Origin of the sequence: Pseudomonas sp. MWU12-3088 (assembly GCF_023242405.1) — a bacterium.
Taxonomy (GTDB): domain Bacteria; phylum Pseudomonadota; class Gammaproteobacteria; order Pseudomonadales; family Pseudomonadaceae; genus Aquipseudomonas; species Aquipseudomonas kribbensis.
This window is the reverse complement of record NZ_JALJEA010000001.1, coordinates 741321-756813: the sequence shown is the minus strand read 5'-3', so window position 1 is coordinate 756813 and position 15493 is coordinate 741321. Positions and strand designations below refer to the sequence as shown.

Below are 15493 nucleotides of genomic sequence, written 5' to 3'. Positions count from 1 at the left end.
GAACGCTCATGATCGAAAGCGAGGATTATCGGGAATTTACGCCGCGCCGGCCAATGCCAGGGTTGCCTGGGCGTACTTTTGCCGGGAAATCAGCAGTTTTGCCGGGGCCTGGATCAGTTGTTCGGCGAGCGCCAATGCAGCGCTTTCCGCCACGCCGTAGCAACCGGTGCGTTCGAAGGCGATTTGTGAGTGATGACTCAGTCGTTGCTGATAACTGGCCAATTCTTCGCTGCTGAAATACAGCAACGGCAGCGCCAGTTGCGCCGCCAGTTCCTGCAGGCCGGGTTCGTCGCGTTTCAGGTCGATGCTGGCCAGGGCCTTGACCGTCTCGAGTTCGATACGGTGGGCCTGCAAAGCCTGGTCGAGCAAGGCGCGCAGCGTACTGGCCGGGCAGCCGCGCTGGCAGCCCAGGCCGACCACGAAGGTCGGCGCTGCGCTGTCATCGGTCATGCGTGGTATTGACCATCGCTTTTGCGGCGGAACAACCAGGCGCTGATCAGGCCCAGGGCCAGCCAGAACGCCACGTTGGTCAGCTGCGAAGCGATTTTGAACTGGGCTTCCAGTGCTTCCGGGGCGAGCATCGAGTGCACTTCCGGTTGCGGCGCGCCGATTACATGCGGCACAGCGAGGATCGCCACACCGAGGATCTTCAGCAGCCAATTGCCGCCAAACGCGATCAGTGCCAGGCCGACAGCGGTCGAAGCGGCAGTGCCGATCCACCACATCTGGCGCGAAGCCAGGTCTGCGGCAGCGGTTCCCGGCAGTTCAGGTGGCAGACCCATGGTCGGCGCGAGCACGAACGTCGCGTAACCCGCCAGCCCCCAGAGCAGGCCTTGCGAAGTCTTGGTCGGTGCACGCAGGGTGTACAGCCCCGCCAGCATCAGGGCGAAACCTACGGCTACCACCAGGTTGCCGCCGGTGGTGGAGACCAAGCGCTGCCAGCCGTTTTCCGGTTCCCAGGCTTCGGCATCGTGGGTGTGGGCGGCGGTGCCGGCGGCGTGTTCGTGGACTTCGGCCACCGGTTCGGCCTTCTCGTAGGTTTCGGCCTGAAGAATCAGTGGCGAAACCCAGAAGCTTTGCAGCAAGGTCAGCAGCAGGGCGGCCAGAAGGCCGGTGAAACCTGCGGTCTGCGCAATACGCTTGATCATGTCGTCAGGTCTCAGTGGCACGGGAACGCGGCGCTGTGGCGGGTATCGTGCGCGGCGTTGTGCACCGCTTCGATGTGCGAGAAACCGGCGAAGTAGACCAGGCTTGCGCCCAGGATCGACGCGAAGATCGCAGCGGTCAGGCGTTGGCTCAGGGTGGTGGTGCTGGAGATTTTGTCCGTGTTGCTGCCGGTGCTGCTGATGATCGACATGGCGCTTCCCTCTGGAGTGTCAGCGGGTGAATGGAGCGCATGAAAACCCCTGCGAGTCGCGCACGCAGAGGTTCGAACAGCGCCCGCCCACCGCGGGTTTGTTATGTTCAGTGACGCAGGATGCGCACTGTGTGTTGCGGGCCGGTCTCCGGGCTCACGAGGGGTGGCTGTCTGCCGACCTGCAAGCGTCACCTTCCCATGCCCGTGGGCACAGTGGATCTGACGCTCTCTCGCTTACCGTTGCGGGGGCAGCACCGGACTGACATGGCTTTAGAGTAAAGCACATGATTCACCGGTTTCCCGTTTCACCCTTTGCAGGGCACCCGTAACAAGTTGTGTAGGAGACCATGGGCTGGGGATTTGAGTCAATTGGGATTGGGGACATATCCGTTGCTGCGGTTACGGCCGCTTAGGGTTCCGCCCTTACGGCGGGTCACTTTTGGCAAACGCCCCAAAAGTAACCAAAAGGTCTCTACCCTGACGTTCGGCACCTCGCTTTGGCTCGGTGTCCCTTCGCTCCGGGATTGATCCGGGGGCATCGCCTACGGTTTGCTTCGCTGCACCTCCTCTCGATGTGTTTGGCTTCGCCAAACGGTCGCTGCGCTCCCACCCCGAATCAATCCCTCCACTCAGCCTGCCGACGGGCCCTGCGATCAAAAGCGGTACTCGAGCTAACGCTCATCGTGGTGAGGGGGGGGCTGGCTCTGGCTTTGGCTTTGGCTTTGGCTTTTGATTTTTTGCCCCTTCGGCAGGCCGAGCGGAGGTGTTCATCAGGGGGTAGGCGCGCAGCGCCGTGCGGCGAAGCCGCATACATCGAGAGGAGGTGCAGCGAAGCAAACCGTAGGCGATGCCCCCTGATGGACACCGTAGCGAGGGAACACTGAGCCTAAGCGAAGTGCCGTACGCCGGGGCAAAAGCCTTTTGCTTACTTTTCGGCGTTTGGAAAAGTGAGTCGCTGTAAGAGCGAAACCATAAGAAGCCGTTACCGCAGCAACGGATATGCCCACAAAACCAAAAAGCACCAACCATTGACCCATCCCAATACCCTGCGTAGCCTTGCGCTTTCGAGGTTCTTCGGCCCACGCCGAAGCTAAGAAGGGAACGCGGTCCAAGCCGCGGCTGCCCCCGCAACTGTGAACGGTGCTGTTCGCTGCCACGCCACTGCCAACTCAATCCAGAGCCAGCGGGAAGGCGCAGCGAATACCGGGCCAAGGCCCGATCACTGTCAGCCAGGAGACCTGCCTCGTCACAGATTCTCACTTTCAACCGGGCGGGGTGATCCGGTGGCGAACTCTCCAGGCACGCACCCGCGTCGCCGGTCTCGTCCCGTATGCCCGCCACCTTGCCAAAGGGCATCCGATGAAAACACTGACCAAACTCCCCGTCACCATCGTCACCGGTTTCCTCGGCTCGGGTAAAACCACCTTGCTGCGGCACATGCTCGACAACGCTCAAGGTCGCCGCATCGCGGTGATCGTCAACGAATTTGGCGAGCTTGGCATCGACGGTGAAATCCTCAAGCAGTGCACCATCGGCTGCACCGAAGAAGAAGCCACCGGCCGCGTCTACGAACTGGCCAACGGCTGCCTGTGCTGCACGGTTCAGGAAGAATTCTTCCCGGTGATGCGCGAACTGGTGGCCCGTCGCGGCGACCTCGACCACATCCTGATCGAAACCTCGGGCCTGGCCCTGCCAAAACCACTGGTGCAAGCCTTCCAGTGGCCGGAAATCCGCAGTGCCTGCACGGTTGACGCAGTGATCACCGTGGTCGACAGCCCGGCCGTGGCCGCCGGCACCTTCGCTGCGTTCCCGGATCAGGTCGACGCCCAGCGCAAACTCGATCCGAACCTGGACCACGAATCTCCACTGCACGAACTGTTCGCCGACCAACTGGCCAGCGCCGACCTGGTGATCCTCAACAAGGCCGACCAGACCAGCCCTGAAGACCTCGCTCGCGTACGCCTCGAAGTCTCCGAAGAGCTGCCGCCTGCGGTGAAAATCATTGAAGCCAGCAACGGCCGCCTGCCACTGGACGTGCTGATCGGCCTCGGCGCCGGCTCCGAAGAACACATTGACAGCCGCCACAGCCATCACGATCACCACCACGGTGAAGGCGATGACGATCACGATGACCACGATCACGACGCTTTCGACTCGATCTCCATCGAACTGCCGCAAGCCGACGAAAGCCTGCTGCTCGATGCGTTGACGCAACTGGTGGTCCAGCACGGCATCCTGCGGGTCAAAGGTTTCGCGGCGATCCCGAACAAGCCGATGCGCCTGCTGATCCAGGGCGTGGGCACGCGTTTCGACAAGCACTTCGACCGTCAGTGGGGCGCCGAAGAAGCGCGTATCACCCGTCTGGTGTTGATCGGTCAGGAACTGGACGCGGCCACGCTCGAAGCGCAACTGCGCGCCGCGCTCAGCGTTTAAGCCATGCACCTGCTCAGGACCCAGCCCGGCGGTTTCGTGTCGGATGACAACATTGCCGACCTTGGACAAACCCCCGCCGAGCTGGTGATCCTGTGCAGCGGCGACTCCAGCCTGGCGCTGCTCGCCGAAGCGGCGCAGCAACTGCCCGAGGATTACCCGAGCGTGCGGCTGGCCAACCCGATGCAGGTGCAGAACCATGCGTCGGTCGACCTGTACGTTGATGAAGTGTTGCGCCACGCCAAGGTCATTCTGATCTCGCTGCACGGCGGCATCGCTTATTGGCGTTATGGCGTCGAGCGGCTGGTTGAATTGTCCGAGCGTGGCGTACAGGTGATTCTGGTGCCGGGCGATGATCGGCCTGACCCGGAGCTCAGCGACTTGAGCACCGTGGGCGCCGAGGATCGCGACCGGCTCTGGCAGTTTCTGCGTCAGGGCGGCATGGGCAATGCGCTGGATTTCTTCCGCTGTCTGGCCAACCGCTGGCTGGCGCGGGATTACGTGTGGGGCGAGCCGCAAACCCTGCCGCGCACGGCGATTTACCACCCGAACAAAAACACCGCCGCACTGAGCGACTGGCAAGCCGATTGGCTGCCCGGTCAACCGGTGGCGACGGTGTTGTTTTATCGCTCGCATTTGCAAGCGGCGAATACGGCGTTTATCGACGTGTTCTGCCAACGGTTGCAGGCTGCCGGACTCAATCCGCTGCCGATTGCAGTGGCCAGTCTGAAAGAGCCCGGTTGCCTGTCGGTGGTCGAGGACTGGCTGGATGAAGTCGAAGCCTCGGTGATTCTGAACACCACCGGTTTCGCACAATCCAGCCCGGAAGCGCCGCATCTGCGGCCATTCCGTCGCAACATCCCGGTGATCCAGGCGATTTGTGCCCAAGACAACGAGCCCGGCTGGCGCGAGAGCGAGCAGGGCCTCGGCCCGCGAGATCTGGCGATGCACATTGCGTTGCCGGAGCTGGACGGCCGGATCATCAGCCGGCCGATCAGCTTCAAGGATCTGGCCTGGCGCAGCGAGCGCAGTCAGTCCGATGTGGTCTGCTATCGGGCGCAGCCGGAGCGCATGGATTTCGTCGCCGAACTGGCGCGGCGCTGGGTCGATCTGGCGCGGGTGCCGAACGCTGAAAAGCGCATCGCCCTGATCCTCGCCAACTACCCGACCCGGGACGGACGCATCGGCAATGGCGTCGGCCTCGACACGCCAGCCGCCGCGCTGAATATCCTGCGGGCGTTGCAGGCCGAAGGTTTTCCGCTGCCGGCCGAATTGCCGGACAGTGGCACCGAACTGATCCGGCAACTGCTCGGCGGCGTCAGCAACGACCTCGACACCCTCGACCAGCGCCCGTGCCAGCAAAGCCTGGCGATGGACGATTACCTGATGATGTTCAACGCACTGCCCGAAGCCAATCGCACGGCGGTGCTGGAACGTTGGGGTTCGCCGCACAACGATCCTATGTGCCGCGGCGGGCGGATGATGATCGCCGGCCTGCGGTTTGGCCTGATCTTCGTCGGTATTCAGCCGGCGCGGGGTTATCAGGTCGATCCGAGCGCGGTTTATCACGATCCAGATCTGGTGCCTCCGCACGCATACCTCGCGTTCTATTTCTGGCTGCGCCAGACCTACGGCGCTCACGGCGTGATCCACGTTGGCAAGCACGGCAACCTCGAATGGCTGCCGGGCAAAGGCGTGGGCCTGTCGGAGAACTGCTGGCCGGACGCGCTGCTCGGGCCGCTGCCGAACGTCTATCCGTTTATCGTCAACGACCCGGGCGAGGGCGCTCAGGCCAAACGTCGCACCCAAGCGGTGATCATCGACCACCTGATGCCGCCGCTGACCCGTGCCGAAACCTATGGTCCGCTGCGCAATCTTGAATTGTTGGCCGACGAATATTACGAAGCGCAATTGCTCGACCCGCGCCGCGCCCGTGAATTGCAGCGCGACATTCTGCAACTGGTGCGTGACACGCAGATTGATCGCGAACTGCAACTGGATGCCGCCCTCGACAGCGATGCCGACGCGGCGATCTGGTTGCCGCGTCTGGATACTTATCTGTGTGATCTGAAGGAATCGCAGATCCGCGATGGTCTGCACATTTTTGGCGAGTCGCCGACCGGGCGTTTGCGCATTGATACCTTGCTGGCGCTGCTGCGAATTCCCCGTGGTGATGGCAAAGGGGCGCAATCGAGCCTGTTGCGGGCGCTGGCCAAGGCGTTTCAACTGGGGTTCGATCCGCTGGATTGCGCGTTGGCCGAGCCCTGGACTGGCCCGCGTCCGATGGAGCTGCAATCGCTGAGCGATGAAGTCTGGCGTACGGCGGGAGATACCCGAGAGCGTCTGGAACTGTTCGCGGCGCAATTGATCAAGCAGTCACTGGCGGGAGATGTAGCGCAACTGGAGGCTGCAGGCTGGTCGGATGTGCAGACGATCATCCGCGCGCTGCGCGAAGTGATCGCCCCGCGCCTCGACGCCTGCGGCCCGTCCGAAATGCGCGGTCTGCTCGACGCGTTGAACGGCCGCTTCGTCCCGGCCGGCCCGAGCGGCGCGCCAAGTCGCGGCCGCCTCGACGTGTTGCCCACCGGGCGCAATTTCTATTCGGTGGACGTGCGCAACCTGCCGACCACCACTGCCTGGCGCATCGGTTTCCAGTCCGCCACGCTGATTCTGGAGCGACACCTGCAGGATCACGGTGATCACTTGCGTCAGCTCGGTTTGTCGGTCTGGGGTACGGCAACCATGCGCACCGGCGGTGACGACATCGCCCAAGCCATGGCGCTGATGGGCGTGTGTCCGGTTTGGGCGACGGGCAGCCAGCGGGTCGACGATTTCGAGATTCTGCCGCTGAGCCTGCTCGACCGGCCTCGGGTGGATGTCACGCTGCGAGTCTCCGGATTTTTCCGTGATGCGTTCGCCAACCTGATCCGCCTGTTCGACGCCGCCGTGCAAGCCGTGGCCGAACTGGACGAGCCGGACGATCTCAATCCACTGGCCGCCAAAGTGCGTGTCGAGCGTGAGGCGCTGCGGCAATCGGGTCTGGATGAAGATGCGGCGCGACGTCAGGCCGGCTGGCGGATCTTCGGTGCCAAACCCGGCGCTTATGGCGCGGGCGTGCAGGGCGCCATTGATGGTCGTCTATGGCAAACCCGCGAGGATCTGGCCGAGGTCTACCTGAACTGGGGCGCCTACGCCTACGGTGGTTCCGACGAAGGCACCGCCGCCCGCGAGCAATTCGTCCAGCGCCTGAGCCAGGTGCAGGCCGTGCTGCAAAACCAGGACAACCGCGAGCATGACTTGCTCGATTCCAACGATTACTACCAGTTCCAGGGTGGCATGCTCGCCGCCGTGGAAAGCCTGCGCGGCGAGGCGGCGGCCAGTTATCACGGCGATCACAGCCAGCCGGATCTGCCGAAGATCCGCACTTTGAAAGAAGAGCTGAACCGGGTGATCCGCTCCCGGGCGGCCAATCCGAAATGGATCGACGGCGTCAAACGCCACGGCTATAAAGGCGCGTTCGAACTGGCGGCGACCATCGACAACCTGTTTGCCTTCGATGCGACCACGCAGCTGATCGACGATCACCAGTACGCGTTGCTGGCCGACGCCTATCTGTTGGACCCGGCGACCCGGGAGTTCGTGCGCGAACACAACCCCCATGCGTTACGCGATATGACCGAGCGCATGCTCGAAGCGCAGCAGCGCGGGATGTGGCAGGAACCGGGTGCTTACAAAGAAGCGCTGGAAAACCTGCTGCTGGATATAGAAGAAGAGAGCTGAACATGACCGACATTCCACATTTCCCGCTCTCTGCGGTGGTCGGCGCCGATGATCTGAAACTGGCGCTGTATCTGACGGCCATCGACCCGAAGATCGGCGGCGTGCTGATCGAAGGCCCGCGCGGCATGGCCAAATCTACCTTGGCCCGAGGGCTGGCGGATCTGCTGGCAAGCGGTCAGTTCGTCACCTTGCCGTTGGGCGCCACCGAAGAGCGGCTGGTCGGCACGCTGGATCTGGATGCGGCATTGAGCGACGGCCGCGCGCAGTTTTCTCCCGGCGTACTGGCCAAGGCTGACGGCGGTGTGTTGTATGTCGATGAAGTGAATCTGCTGCCGGATCATCTGGTGGACCTGCTGCTCGATGTGGCCGCCAGCGGCACCAACCTGATCGAGCGCGACGGCATTTCCCATCGGCATTCGGCGAAGTTCGTGTTGATCGGCACGATGAACCCGGAAGAGGGCGAGTTGCGCCCGCAACTGCTCGATCGCTTTGGTCTCAACGTCGCCTTGAGCGGTCACACGGCACCGGTCGAACGCGGGCAGATCATTCGTCGGCGACTGGATTTCGACAGCGATCCGCAGACCTTCTGCGCGCAATGGGAAACCGAGCAACAAGCCCTGCGTGAGCGTTGTGAAAATGCCCGCAATGCCTTGGCGAACATTCCTCTCGACGATGAAGCACTGGCGCAGATCACCGAGCGTTGCTTTGCCGCTGGCGTAGATGGTTTGCGTGCCGATCTGGTCTGGTTGCGTGCTGCGCGGGCTCATGCGGCGTGGCGTGGTGCCGAAGCGATCGCCGAGCAGGACATCGATGCCGTGGCCGAATTTGCACTGCGTCATCGCCGTCGCGAGCAGTCCCCGCCCAATGCGCAGCCTACCGCACAATCGCCGTCAGGCTCCCAGGCTGATCCGGCGCAAGGACAGGGGCAATGGGGTGAAATGCCGGCGCCAGCCCTGGCCACCGGCGCGCGCCGCGAAGTGCCGGTCTGGCCAAAAAAGCCCTAGGCATTCGCCCCCGATCCGACGCGGGGGCGAATGCCAGACCCCGCGCCGGACGCCTGGACAATGGCCGACAGGGCAAGCGTCACGCGGCTCGCAGCGGTTCGGTGAACTGGCCGGGAACATTGCTCAACGGTCGCCCGAAAGTGCGTGCTGACCTGCTGTTTCAACTGCGCACCCGCACACCCCATGAACTGTGGCTGGTGATCGTCGACGCTTCGGCCTCGACTCGTCGTCATCAAGCATTGAGCGATGCCAAGGGAGTGCTCGCGCAATTGTTCGATGACGCTTACCGGCAACGGGCGCGACTCGCCTTGCTGACTGCCAGTGGCGCAGCGCCGAAATGGCAGGTGCAGGGTTTGAAGGCTTCCAGCGGATTACGTGTGTGGCTTGATGAGTTGGGCGCGGGCGGCGGCACGCCATTGCTGGCGGCGCTGTACGAGGCCGAACACTGGCTGACGGTGCGTCGCAAACGATTCCCTGCCGAACAACAGCGCCTGCTGGTGCTCACCGATGGGCGCTTGAAAGAATGCTCGGGATTGCCGGTACTGGCCTGTCCGGGCCTGTTGATCGATATTGAGCGCGGGCCGATCCGGTTGGGCCGCGCCAGACAGTTGGCGACTGCACTGGACGCGGATTACCGGCATATCGACGACCTGTTGTCTGTCTGAGGACTATGCTGCATCCAGCCCACATCACAAGGAGTGAATCATGCGCATACTGGTTGCCAATCCTCAGGACGATTTTCGCGTAAAGGCTTACGCTGGCACCAACGGCGTGCTGCTGGCGATGGACCTCGCCGAACCCCGTCGCAAAGGCCTGCTGGGGTTTGCCATCGAGAAGCAGCAGGGCGACAAGCCGTGGCAGTTCCTGTTCAACAGCCTGACCTTTCCCGGCAAGGCGCATACCTTCCCGCAGTTTCACGCCACGCCCAGTGATATCGCGCCGCTGCAGAAATTTCGCTGGGCCGATTATGCGGTCAATCCCGGGACGACCATGCATTACCGCGTACATCTTGCCTATGGCACGGCCGACGCGCCGGCGCTGGGTGAGTCGCTGGAGTTGAGCATTACTTCAGACGATGGTCACCCGGCCAATCAAAGCGTGATCTTCAACCGCGCCGTGGCCGCCAGTCAGGCGTTCCAGCGCAAGTTTCCCGATCTCGACGCGCAGATCAGCGCCAACAAGAACATGCCCATCGAGGCCTGGCCCGATGCGGCACGGCAGTGGCTGGAGAACGGCCTGCTCGGACGTTTGCAGGGGTTCATCGAACGCGCGCCCGATGGCGAGTGGGCGTTGGACATCGCGATCTACGAGTATCAGTTGCAAGCCATTATCGACACGGTGAACGCAGCATTCGATCGCGGCGTGCAGGTACGAGTGCTGTATCACGCCAGGCCCGGTGACGAAGACACCACGATGAACGAGGCCAGCCTCGCCAAATTGCCGGAAGCCAACAAGCGCGGGCGTGTGACCCACGATATTTTCCATGACAAGTTCATCGTCCTCAGCCGTATCGCTGGCGGTGAGCGGCAGCCCCAGGCCGTGCTGTGCGGCAGTACCAATTTCACCGCCAACGGTGTGTATCGCCAGGCTAACGTCGTGCACGTTCTGGACGACACCGCCGTCGCGGCCAGTTATCTGCAGACGTTCGAGCAGGTCTGGGCGACGCCGGCGGATGTCGGCGCCACCCGGGACTGGATCACCCAGCACAACCCGATGAACCCGGCGCAACGGCTGTTTGCCGGGTTCTCGCCGCGCAGTGGTGGTGCCGATCTGCGCGAGTTCGTCGACATCATCAACGCGGCGAAGAAGGACGTGCTGTTCGTCACCGCGTTCACCTTGCCCGATGCGATTCTCAACGCGCTGCTCGGTCAGCCCCATGACGACATCCTGCGTTATGGCCTGCAGAACACCGCCAGTCGCATCACCGGATTCCACGCCGACCGCACGGCCGAGTTCGCTGCCACTGCGCTGCTCAACACCGGGCTGGAGGGCTGGCTGAAAGAGAACATGAAAGGCCAGAAGGGCAACCTGCTGGTGCACACCAAAGCCATCGTCACCGACTTCACCAGTGACAGTCCGACGATTATCAGCGGTAGCCACAACCTCAGCGCCGCGGCCAGCAATGGCAACGACGAGAATTTCCTGATCATTCGCGGCGACACCGAACTGGCGGACCGTTATGGCCTGGAACTGCTGCGGTTCTACGAGCATTACCGCTTCCGCTACTTTGCGAAGAAACTGGCGTTGAAACAGGTGCAGCCGCTGGCGGCGGATGACAGCTGGACCAACGACTACTACGTCGAAGGGGATTTGCGTCAGCTGTCTCGCCTGCGGTTTGCTGGGCGCTAGGGTTTAGACATCCATCGCCTGACGGTACTGCCGGGTGCGGCGACTGAGGTACAGGCGGTCGCGGATCAGCGCCCAGAGTGCTGACACTTCCGGATGCGGCTTGCGGCCCCGACTCAGGCGTGCCATCTGCAAACGCACCACGGCCATGTTCGCCAGCGCGGCCAGCGGTTTGCGTTTCCAGCGGATCGGCGGCAGTTGCGGCTCGCTGTGGCGGCCTTCGCGCCAGTGTTTGACCAGGCTCGGTTCGATGGCCAGCGCGGTGGCGATACCGGCCATGTCGATACCGCTGTCGAGTACCTGCTCGACGATGGGCAGGCGCCGGATACCGCCGGTGACCATCACCGGCATGCGGGCCACGCTGGCCAGTTCGCTGGCCATTTCCAGAAAGAATGCCTCGCGGGCCAGGGTGCGTCCGTCGCGGGCTTCACCCTGCATGGCCGGGGCTTCGTAGCTGCCACCGGACAGTTCCAGCAGGTCGATTGGCTGTTCGTTGAGCCATTCGATCACCTGACGTGCATCGTCTGTGTCGAAACCGCCGCGCTGGAAGTCCGCCGAATTGAGTTTCACCGCCACGCAGAACTGTGGTGAAACGGCCTGACGCACAGCCTCGATCACCGACAGCAGCAGGCGCGCACGGTTTTCCAGCGAACCGCCCCAGCGGTCGGTACGGCGATTGGTCAGCGGCGACAGAAACTGGCTGAGCAGATAACCGTGAGCCGCGTGGATCTGGATGCCGGTGAATCCGGATTTTTCCGCAAGCGCTGCACTCCTGGCGAAACGTTGAATGACCTCTTCGATGTCGTCCTCGGTCATCGGCTTGGGCTCGGCGAACAGTTTCGAGAACGAACCCATTTCCAGTGCCACGGCTGACGGCGCCAACGCTTGTTGACCCATATTGGCGAAGGTCTGGCGGCCGGGGTGGTTGAGCTGCACCCAGACCTGCGCGCCGCCACTGCGGGCGATTTCGGCCCATTGACGGAAACGCTCCAGATGCAGCTCGTCTTCGAGCACCACGCCACCAGGGCCGGTCATGGCGCGGCGGTCGATCATCACGTTACCGGTCAGCAGCAACCCGGCGCCGCCTTCGGCCCAGGCCTGATACAGGCGGAACAGTTCACGGGACGGTGCCTGGTCACGATCCGCGAGGTTTTCTTCCATGGCGGCTTTGGCGATACGGTTGTCGACGGTCTGACCGTTGGGCAGTTTCAAAATCTGGAAGGGCGACATTGCTTGACTCCTCATCAGTGATGGAGAGAGGCTAAGCTTAAAGTTAACTTTAATGTCAAGCAGGCAATTCGAGGCTGAAATGAAAATTGGTGAACTGGCGCAACAGAGCGGGCTGAGCGCTTCGAGCATTCGCTTCTACGAGGCTCAGGGCCTGATTCCCAAAGTGGAACGGCTGGGCAATGGCTATCGGCGTTACCCGCCGCAAGTGCTGCAAACCCTGAACATCATCCGCAGTGCCCAGCAGGCCGGGTTTTCCCTGGAAGAACTCAAACAGTTGCTGCCAACCGCCGGGACCGGTGAATTCAAGCATGAAGAACTGGTGGAAGGCCTGACGCGCAAGGTCGAGCAGATCGAAGTCATGCAACAGCATCTGGCCCAAAGCAAGGCGCGGTTGCTGGAGGTGATCGACAGCATTCAATCCAAGCCTGAAGGCATGAGCTGCGGTGCCAATGCCGAACGGGTCCTTGCCTCGATTTACCCGGAATCCTGAAGTGACGGTGAAGGCGTACAGATTTTGAAATGATTTCCAGCTGTAGGAAAAGTCATCTGAGACTGTACGCTTCAAGGCCTTTTTTCATTCAGGATTTGCATGAACACCCTCTCGGAGCCTCCCAGTTCTACTCAAAGAACCACGTTCCCCTCGCGCCACGGCGCGGTCTTGACGCACTCGCAGCATCCAGTCTTCCGACTACCGACTATCGTTGATGGCGCAGCCTTCGAGCTTTCGCGCCGCACTTTGCCGTGCCCGGCAGCCTGAAATCACTGAAGAGAGATAGAGACAGAATATGGAATGGTTAGCGGATCCCACGGCATGGCTGGGCTTGTTGACACTGATCGTGCTGGAACTGGTGCTGGGTATCGACAACCTGGTGTTCATCGCGATCCTGGCGGACAAGTTACCGCCGCATCAGCGCGACCGCGCACGAATCATCGGCTTGAGCCTGGCGCTGATCATGCGTCTTGGCCTGCTGGCGAGTATTTCCTGGCTGGTCACCCTTACCGCTCCGTTGTTCGAAGTCTTCGGCAAGAGCTTCTCCGGCCGTGACCTGATCATGCTGTTCGGTGGTGTGTTTCTGTTGTTCAAGGCCACCATGGAACTGCACGAGCGGCTTGAGGGCCACTTCGGCGAGCGTTCGACCAACACCGCATATGCGTTATTCTGGCCGATCGTGGCGCAGATCGTCGTGCTCGACGCCGTGTTCTCCCTTGATGCAGTGATTACAGCTGTGGGCATGGTCGATGAACTGGCGGTGATGATGATCGCGGTGGTCGTGTCCATTGGTGTCATGATCGTTGCCAGCAAGCCGCTGACCCGTTTCGTCAACGCGCACCCGACGGTGATCATGCTCTGTCTGGGCTTCCTGATGATGATCGGTTTTGCCCTGACTGCCGAAGGCCTGGGTTTCCACATCCCGAAAGGTTATCTGTATGCCGCGATTGGTTTCTCGATCCTGATCGAGGTGTTCAACCAGATCGCCCGTGCTCGTCGCAAGCGTTCGATGCAGGGCTTGCGCCCGATGCGTGAGCGTACGGCCCACGCGGTGATGCGTTTGCTGGGAGGCCGCAAACTGGCGGTGGAAGAGGTGGGCGAAGAGATTTCCGACTTGCTGGACGATGGCGAAGCACCCAGTGCGGAGCTGTTCGACCGTCGCGAACGGGTGATGATCAGCGGCGTGCTGCAACTGGCAGAACGCCCGATCCGCACACTGATGACCGTGCGCGCGGATGTCGATCACATTGATCTGGCGGACGACGCAGCGGCGATTCGTACGCGACTGATGCATTCCTCCTACTCGCGCCTGCCGCTGATTCGCAACGGTGCGGTGGATGAACCGTTGGGCTTCGTTCACAAGAAGGAGCTGCTCAAGGAGTATCTGGCCGGTAACGAGCCGAACCTTGAACACCTGGCGCGCAAGACGCTCAACCTGCTCGACAGCTATTCGATTCTCAACGCGCTGGAACAGATGCGTGAAGCTTCGACTCATATCGCGTTTGTTGTAAACGAGTTCGGTGATTTTGTCGGCGTGTTGACCATGACCGACATTCTCGAATCGATCGCCGGTGAGTTGCCGGACGCCAGCGAAATCGCTGGCCCGGATGTGGTCGAAGAGCAGGGCGGGTTTGTGGTGAATGGTGCATTGAATCTGACGCAGATCCGCCAGCGCACCGGTTTTGTGGCGGAGCCGACCGAGGATTACCAGACCCTCGCCGGGTTGGTGATGAGTCTTCTGGATCGGCTGCCGATGAAGGGCGATCGCCTGGAACATGCCGGTTGGGGCATGACCGTGATGGCGGTCGAGGAGCGACGGGTGACGCGGGTGTTGCTGGTGCGTGAGGCACTGTAGTCATGATTCTTTCGCCATGCGCGTGTCTAAATTGAACGTGCTTGGCGCAAGATTGCTAACTCGCATTATTTTTTGTTGGAAAAATCACTTTGCGCCTGGTTCTGGTTTTTTTTTCGAGATGCCTTTTCGGCTTTTATCCTGGCCAGTTCGAGTTTTACACCAGGTGCCAACCCAATGAGAGGTTCAATTTCGCTCAACTTAGTATTGTGAGCCATAATTTTTTCGTCGTGATCGAGTTCCAGCGTCTTTTGGAATATCTTTGCCATGGCCAATACGTCGGACAAATCTCCATATGTCCACAACAAGCCGTTTTGAGTAGCTATGGCCACTTTCATAGGATGACCATCCGATTCTGTGGCCGCGGCATGGGTTTTCGCGAGAATCTTGAGGTAGGCGAGCATATGCGGGAGTGTCCAGCCAAGAGACTCTCCAAAAAATATTTTTTTGGCTTCGACGGCGTTCATGGTGCTGGTGCCGGAGGGGTGGATAACATCGAAGTAGGGGTGGACCATCAGCTTTAGTGCTCTACTCTCGCCGTAAGAAGTGGCGTCAGGGGCAGGTGACTGGTCGAGCAGCATCGGCGTTGTGTCGGGGAAGACGAAAAAATGTCCTTTTCGCGATAACTCCAAAAACGGGTCGTGATCTTTATTCTCAGGGTTCACATTTCTCATCAACTGGAAGATGAATTTTTCACTTTCTGTTTTGACTTTTGAAATGTCGGACTTGAACTCGAGTAGAAAAAATCGGGAGCCTGAAGAAGAAATGACATCGCCTGTGGCATTTTCCGCGGCACCATCAAGCTTAGCCAACGGAGGTGGATAGCCAGGCCATGTTTTTTCTAAAACTGCTGCCAGATGGGCTGGCAATTTCGCTATTGTCTTGCGTGCGTCGTTCATTTGCTTCCATTGCATATCTCTGAAAGCAATGATCAACGAATCCTCCCACGGAAAGTCAAACGGGCTTGGATTGGGCATCTGGCAAATCCTTTTACGTGTTGATTC

12 protein-coding genes and 2 riboswitches are annotated in these 15493 nt (G+C 61.1%); of the genes, 7 read left to right on the top strand and 5 right to left on the bottom strand.

Going from position 1 to position 15493, the window contains the following annotated elements:
- Nucleotides 1-36 precede the first annotated feature (36 nt).
- The 3 genes from M5B98_RS03450 to M5B98_RS03440 are packed head-to-tail and all read right to left on the bottom strand — an operon-like array spanning nt 37 to nt 1357.
- Nucleotides 37-450: a cobalamin biosynthesis protein gene (locus M5B98_RS03450; protein WP_248741822.1), complete on the bottom strand. Its 414-nt coding sequence runs from the start codon at nt 448-450 to the stop codon at nt 37-39.
- A complete protein-coding gene (locus tag M5B98_RS03445; RefSeq protein ID WP_248741821.1) occupies nt 447-1148 on the bottom strand; it encodes a CbtA family protein in 702 nt (233 codons plus the stop codon). The genes M5B98_RS03450 and M5B98_RS03445 overlap by 4 nt, the downstream gene beginning before the upstream one ends.
- Nucleotides 1149-1159: 11 nt before the next feature.
- Complete coding sequence (locus M5B98_RS03440; RefSeq protein ID WP_016983301.1) at nt 1160-1357, bottom strand: CbtB domain-containing protein; 198 nt, start codon at nt 1355-1357, stop codon at nt 1160-1162.
- 121 nt (nt 1358-1478) lie between these two features.
- A riboswitch (cobalamin riboswitch) is annotated at nt 1479-1699 on the bottom strand.
- Nucleotides 1700-2407: 708 nt separating this feature from the next.
- Nucleotides 2408-2618: riboswitch (cobalamin riboswitch) on the top strand.
- A gap of 98 nt (nt 2619-2716) precedes the next feature.
- Here M5B98_RS03440 and cobW point away from each other — a divergent pair.
- The 5 genes from cobW to M5B98_RS03415 are packed head-to-tail and all read left to right on the top strand — an operon-like array spanning nt 2717 to nt 10920.
- Nucleotides 2717-3790 (top strand): cobalamin biosynthesis protein CobW, encoded by a 1074-nt coding sequence (gene cobW, locus M5B98_RS03435; RefSeq protein ID WP_248741820.1) that lies wholly within the window; start codon nt 2717-2719, stop codon nt 3788-3790.
- 3 nt (nt 3791-3793) lie between these two features.
- Nucleotides 3794-7567: a cobaltochelatase subunit CobN gene (gene cobN / locus M5B98_RS03430; RefSeq protein ID WP_248741819.1), complete on the top strand. Its 3774-nt coding sequence runs from the start codon at nt 3794-3796 to the stop codon at nt 7565-7567.
- Nucleotides 7568-7569: 2 nt separating this feature from the next.
- The gene (locus M5B98_RS03425; protein ID WP_248741818.1) at nt 7570-8571 is read left to right on the top strand and encodes an ATP-binding protein; all 1002 of its coding nucleotides are present in this window, start codon (nt 7570-7572) and stop codon (nt 8569-8571) included.
- 2 nt (nt 8572-8573) lie between these two features.
- Nucleotides 8574-9236, top strand: coding sequence for a VWA domain-containing protein (locus M5B98_RS03420; protein ID WP_248742165.1), 663 nt, complete (start codon nt 8574-8576; stop codon nt 9234-9236).
- 40 nt (nt 9237-9276) lie between these two features.
- Nucleotides 9277-10920 (top strand): phospholipase D-like domain-containing protein, encoded by a 1644-nt coding sequence (locus M5B98_RS03415; protein WP_248741817.1) that lies wholly within the window; start codon nt 9277-9279, stop codon nt 10918-10920.
- A 3-nt stretch (nt 10921-10923) separates the two neighbouring features.
- On the opposite strand, the gene M5B98_RS03410 is transcribed toward M5B98_RS03415, so the two are convergent.
- Nucleotides 10924-12147 carry an NADH:flavin oxidoreductase/NADH oxidase family protein gene (locus tag M5B98_RS03410; RefSeq protein ID WP_248741816.1) on the bottom strand — a complete coding sequence of 408 codons (1224 nt, stop codon included), beginning with the start codon at nt 12145-12147 and terminating at the stop codon, nt 10924-10926.
- Between the two features lie 79 nt (nt 12148-12226).
- On the opposite strand from M5B98_RS03410, the gene M5B98_RS03405 reads away from it, so the two are divergent.
- Nucleotides 12227-12637: a MerR family transcriptional regulator gene (locus tag M5B98_RS03405; protein WP_248741815.1), complete on the top strand. Its 411-nt coding sequence runs from the start codon at nt 12227-12229 to the stop codon at nt 12635-12637.
- Nucleotides 12638-12932: 295 nt separating this feature from the next.
- The gene (locus M5B98_RS03400) at nt 12933-14492 is read left to right on the top strand and encodes a TerC family protein (RefSeq protein ID WP_248741814.1); all 1560 of its coding nucleotides are present in this window, start codon (nt 12933-12935) and stop codon (nt 14490-14492) included.
- A gap of 65 nt (nt 14493-14557) precedes the next feature.
- On the opposite strand, the gene M5B98_RS03395 is transcribed toward M5B98_RS03400, so the two are convergent.
- The gene (locus M5B98_RS03395; RefSeq protein WP_248741813.1) at nt 14558-15466 is read right to left on the bottom strand and encodes a hypothetical protein; all 909 of its coding nucleotides are present in this window, start codon (nt 15464-15466) and stop codon (nt 14558-14560) included.
- Nucleotides 15467-15493: the final 27 nt, after the last annotated feature.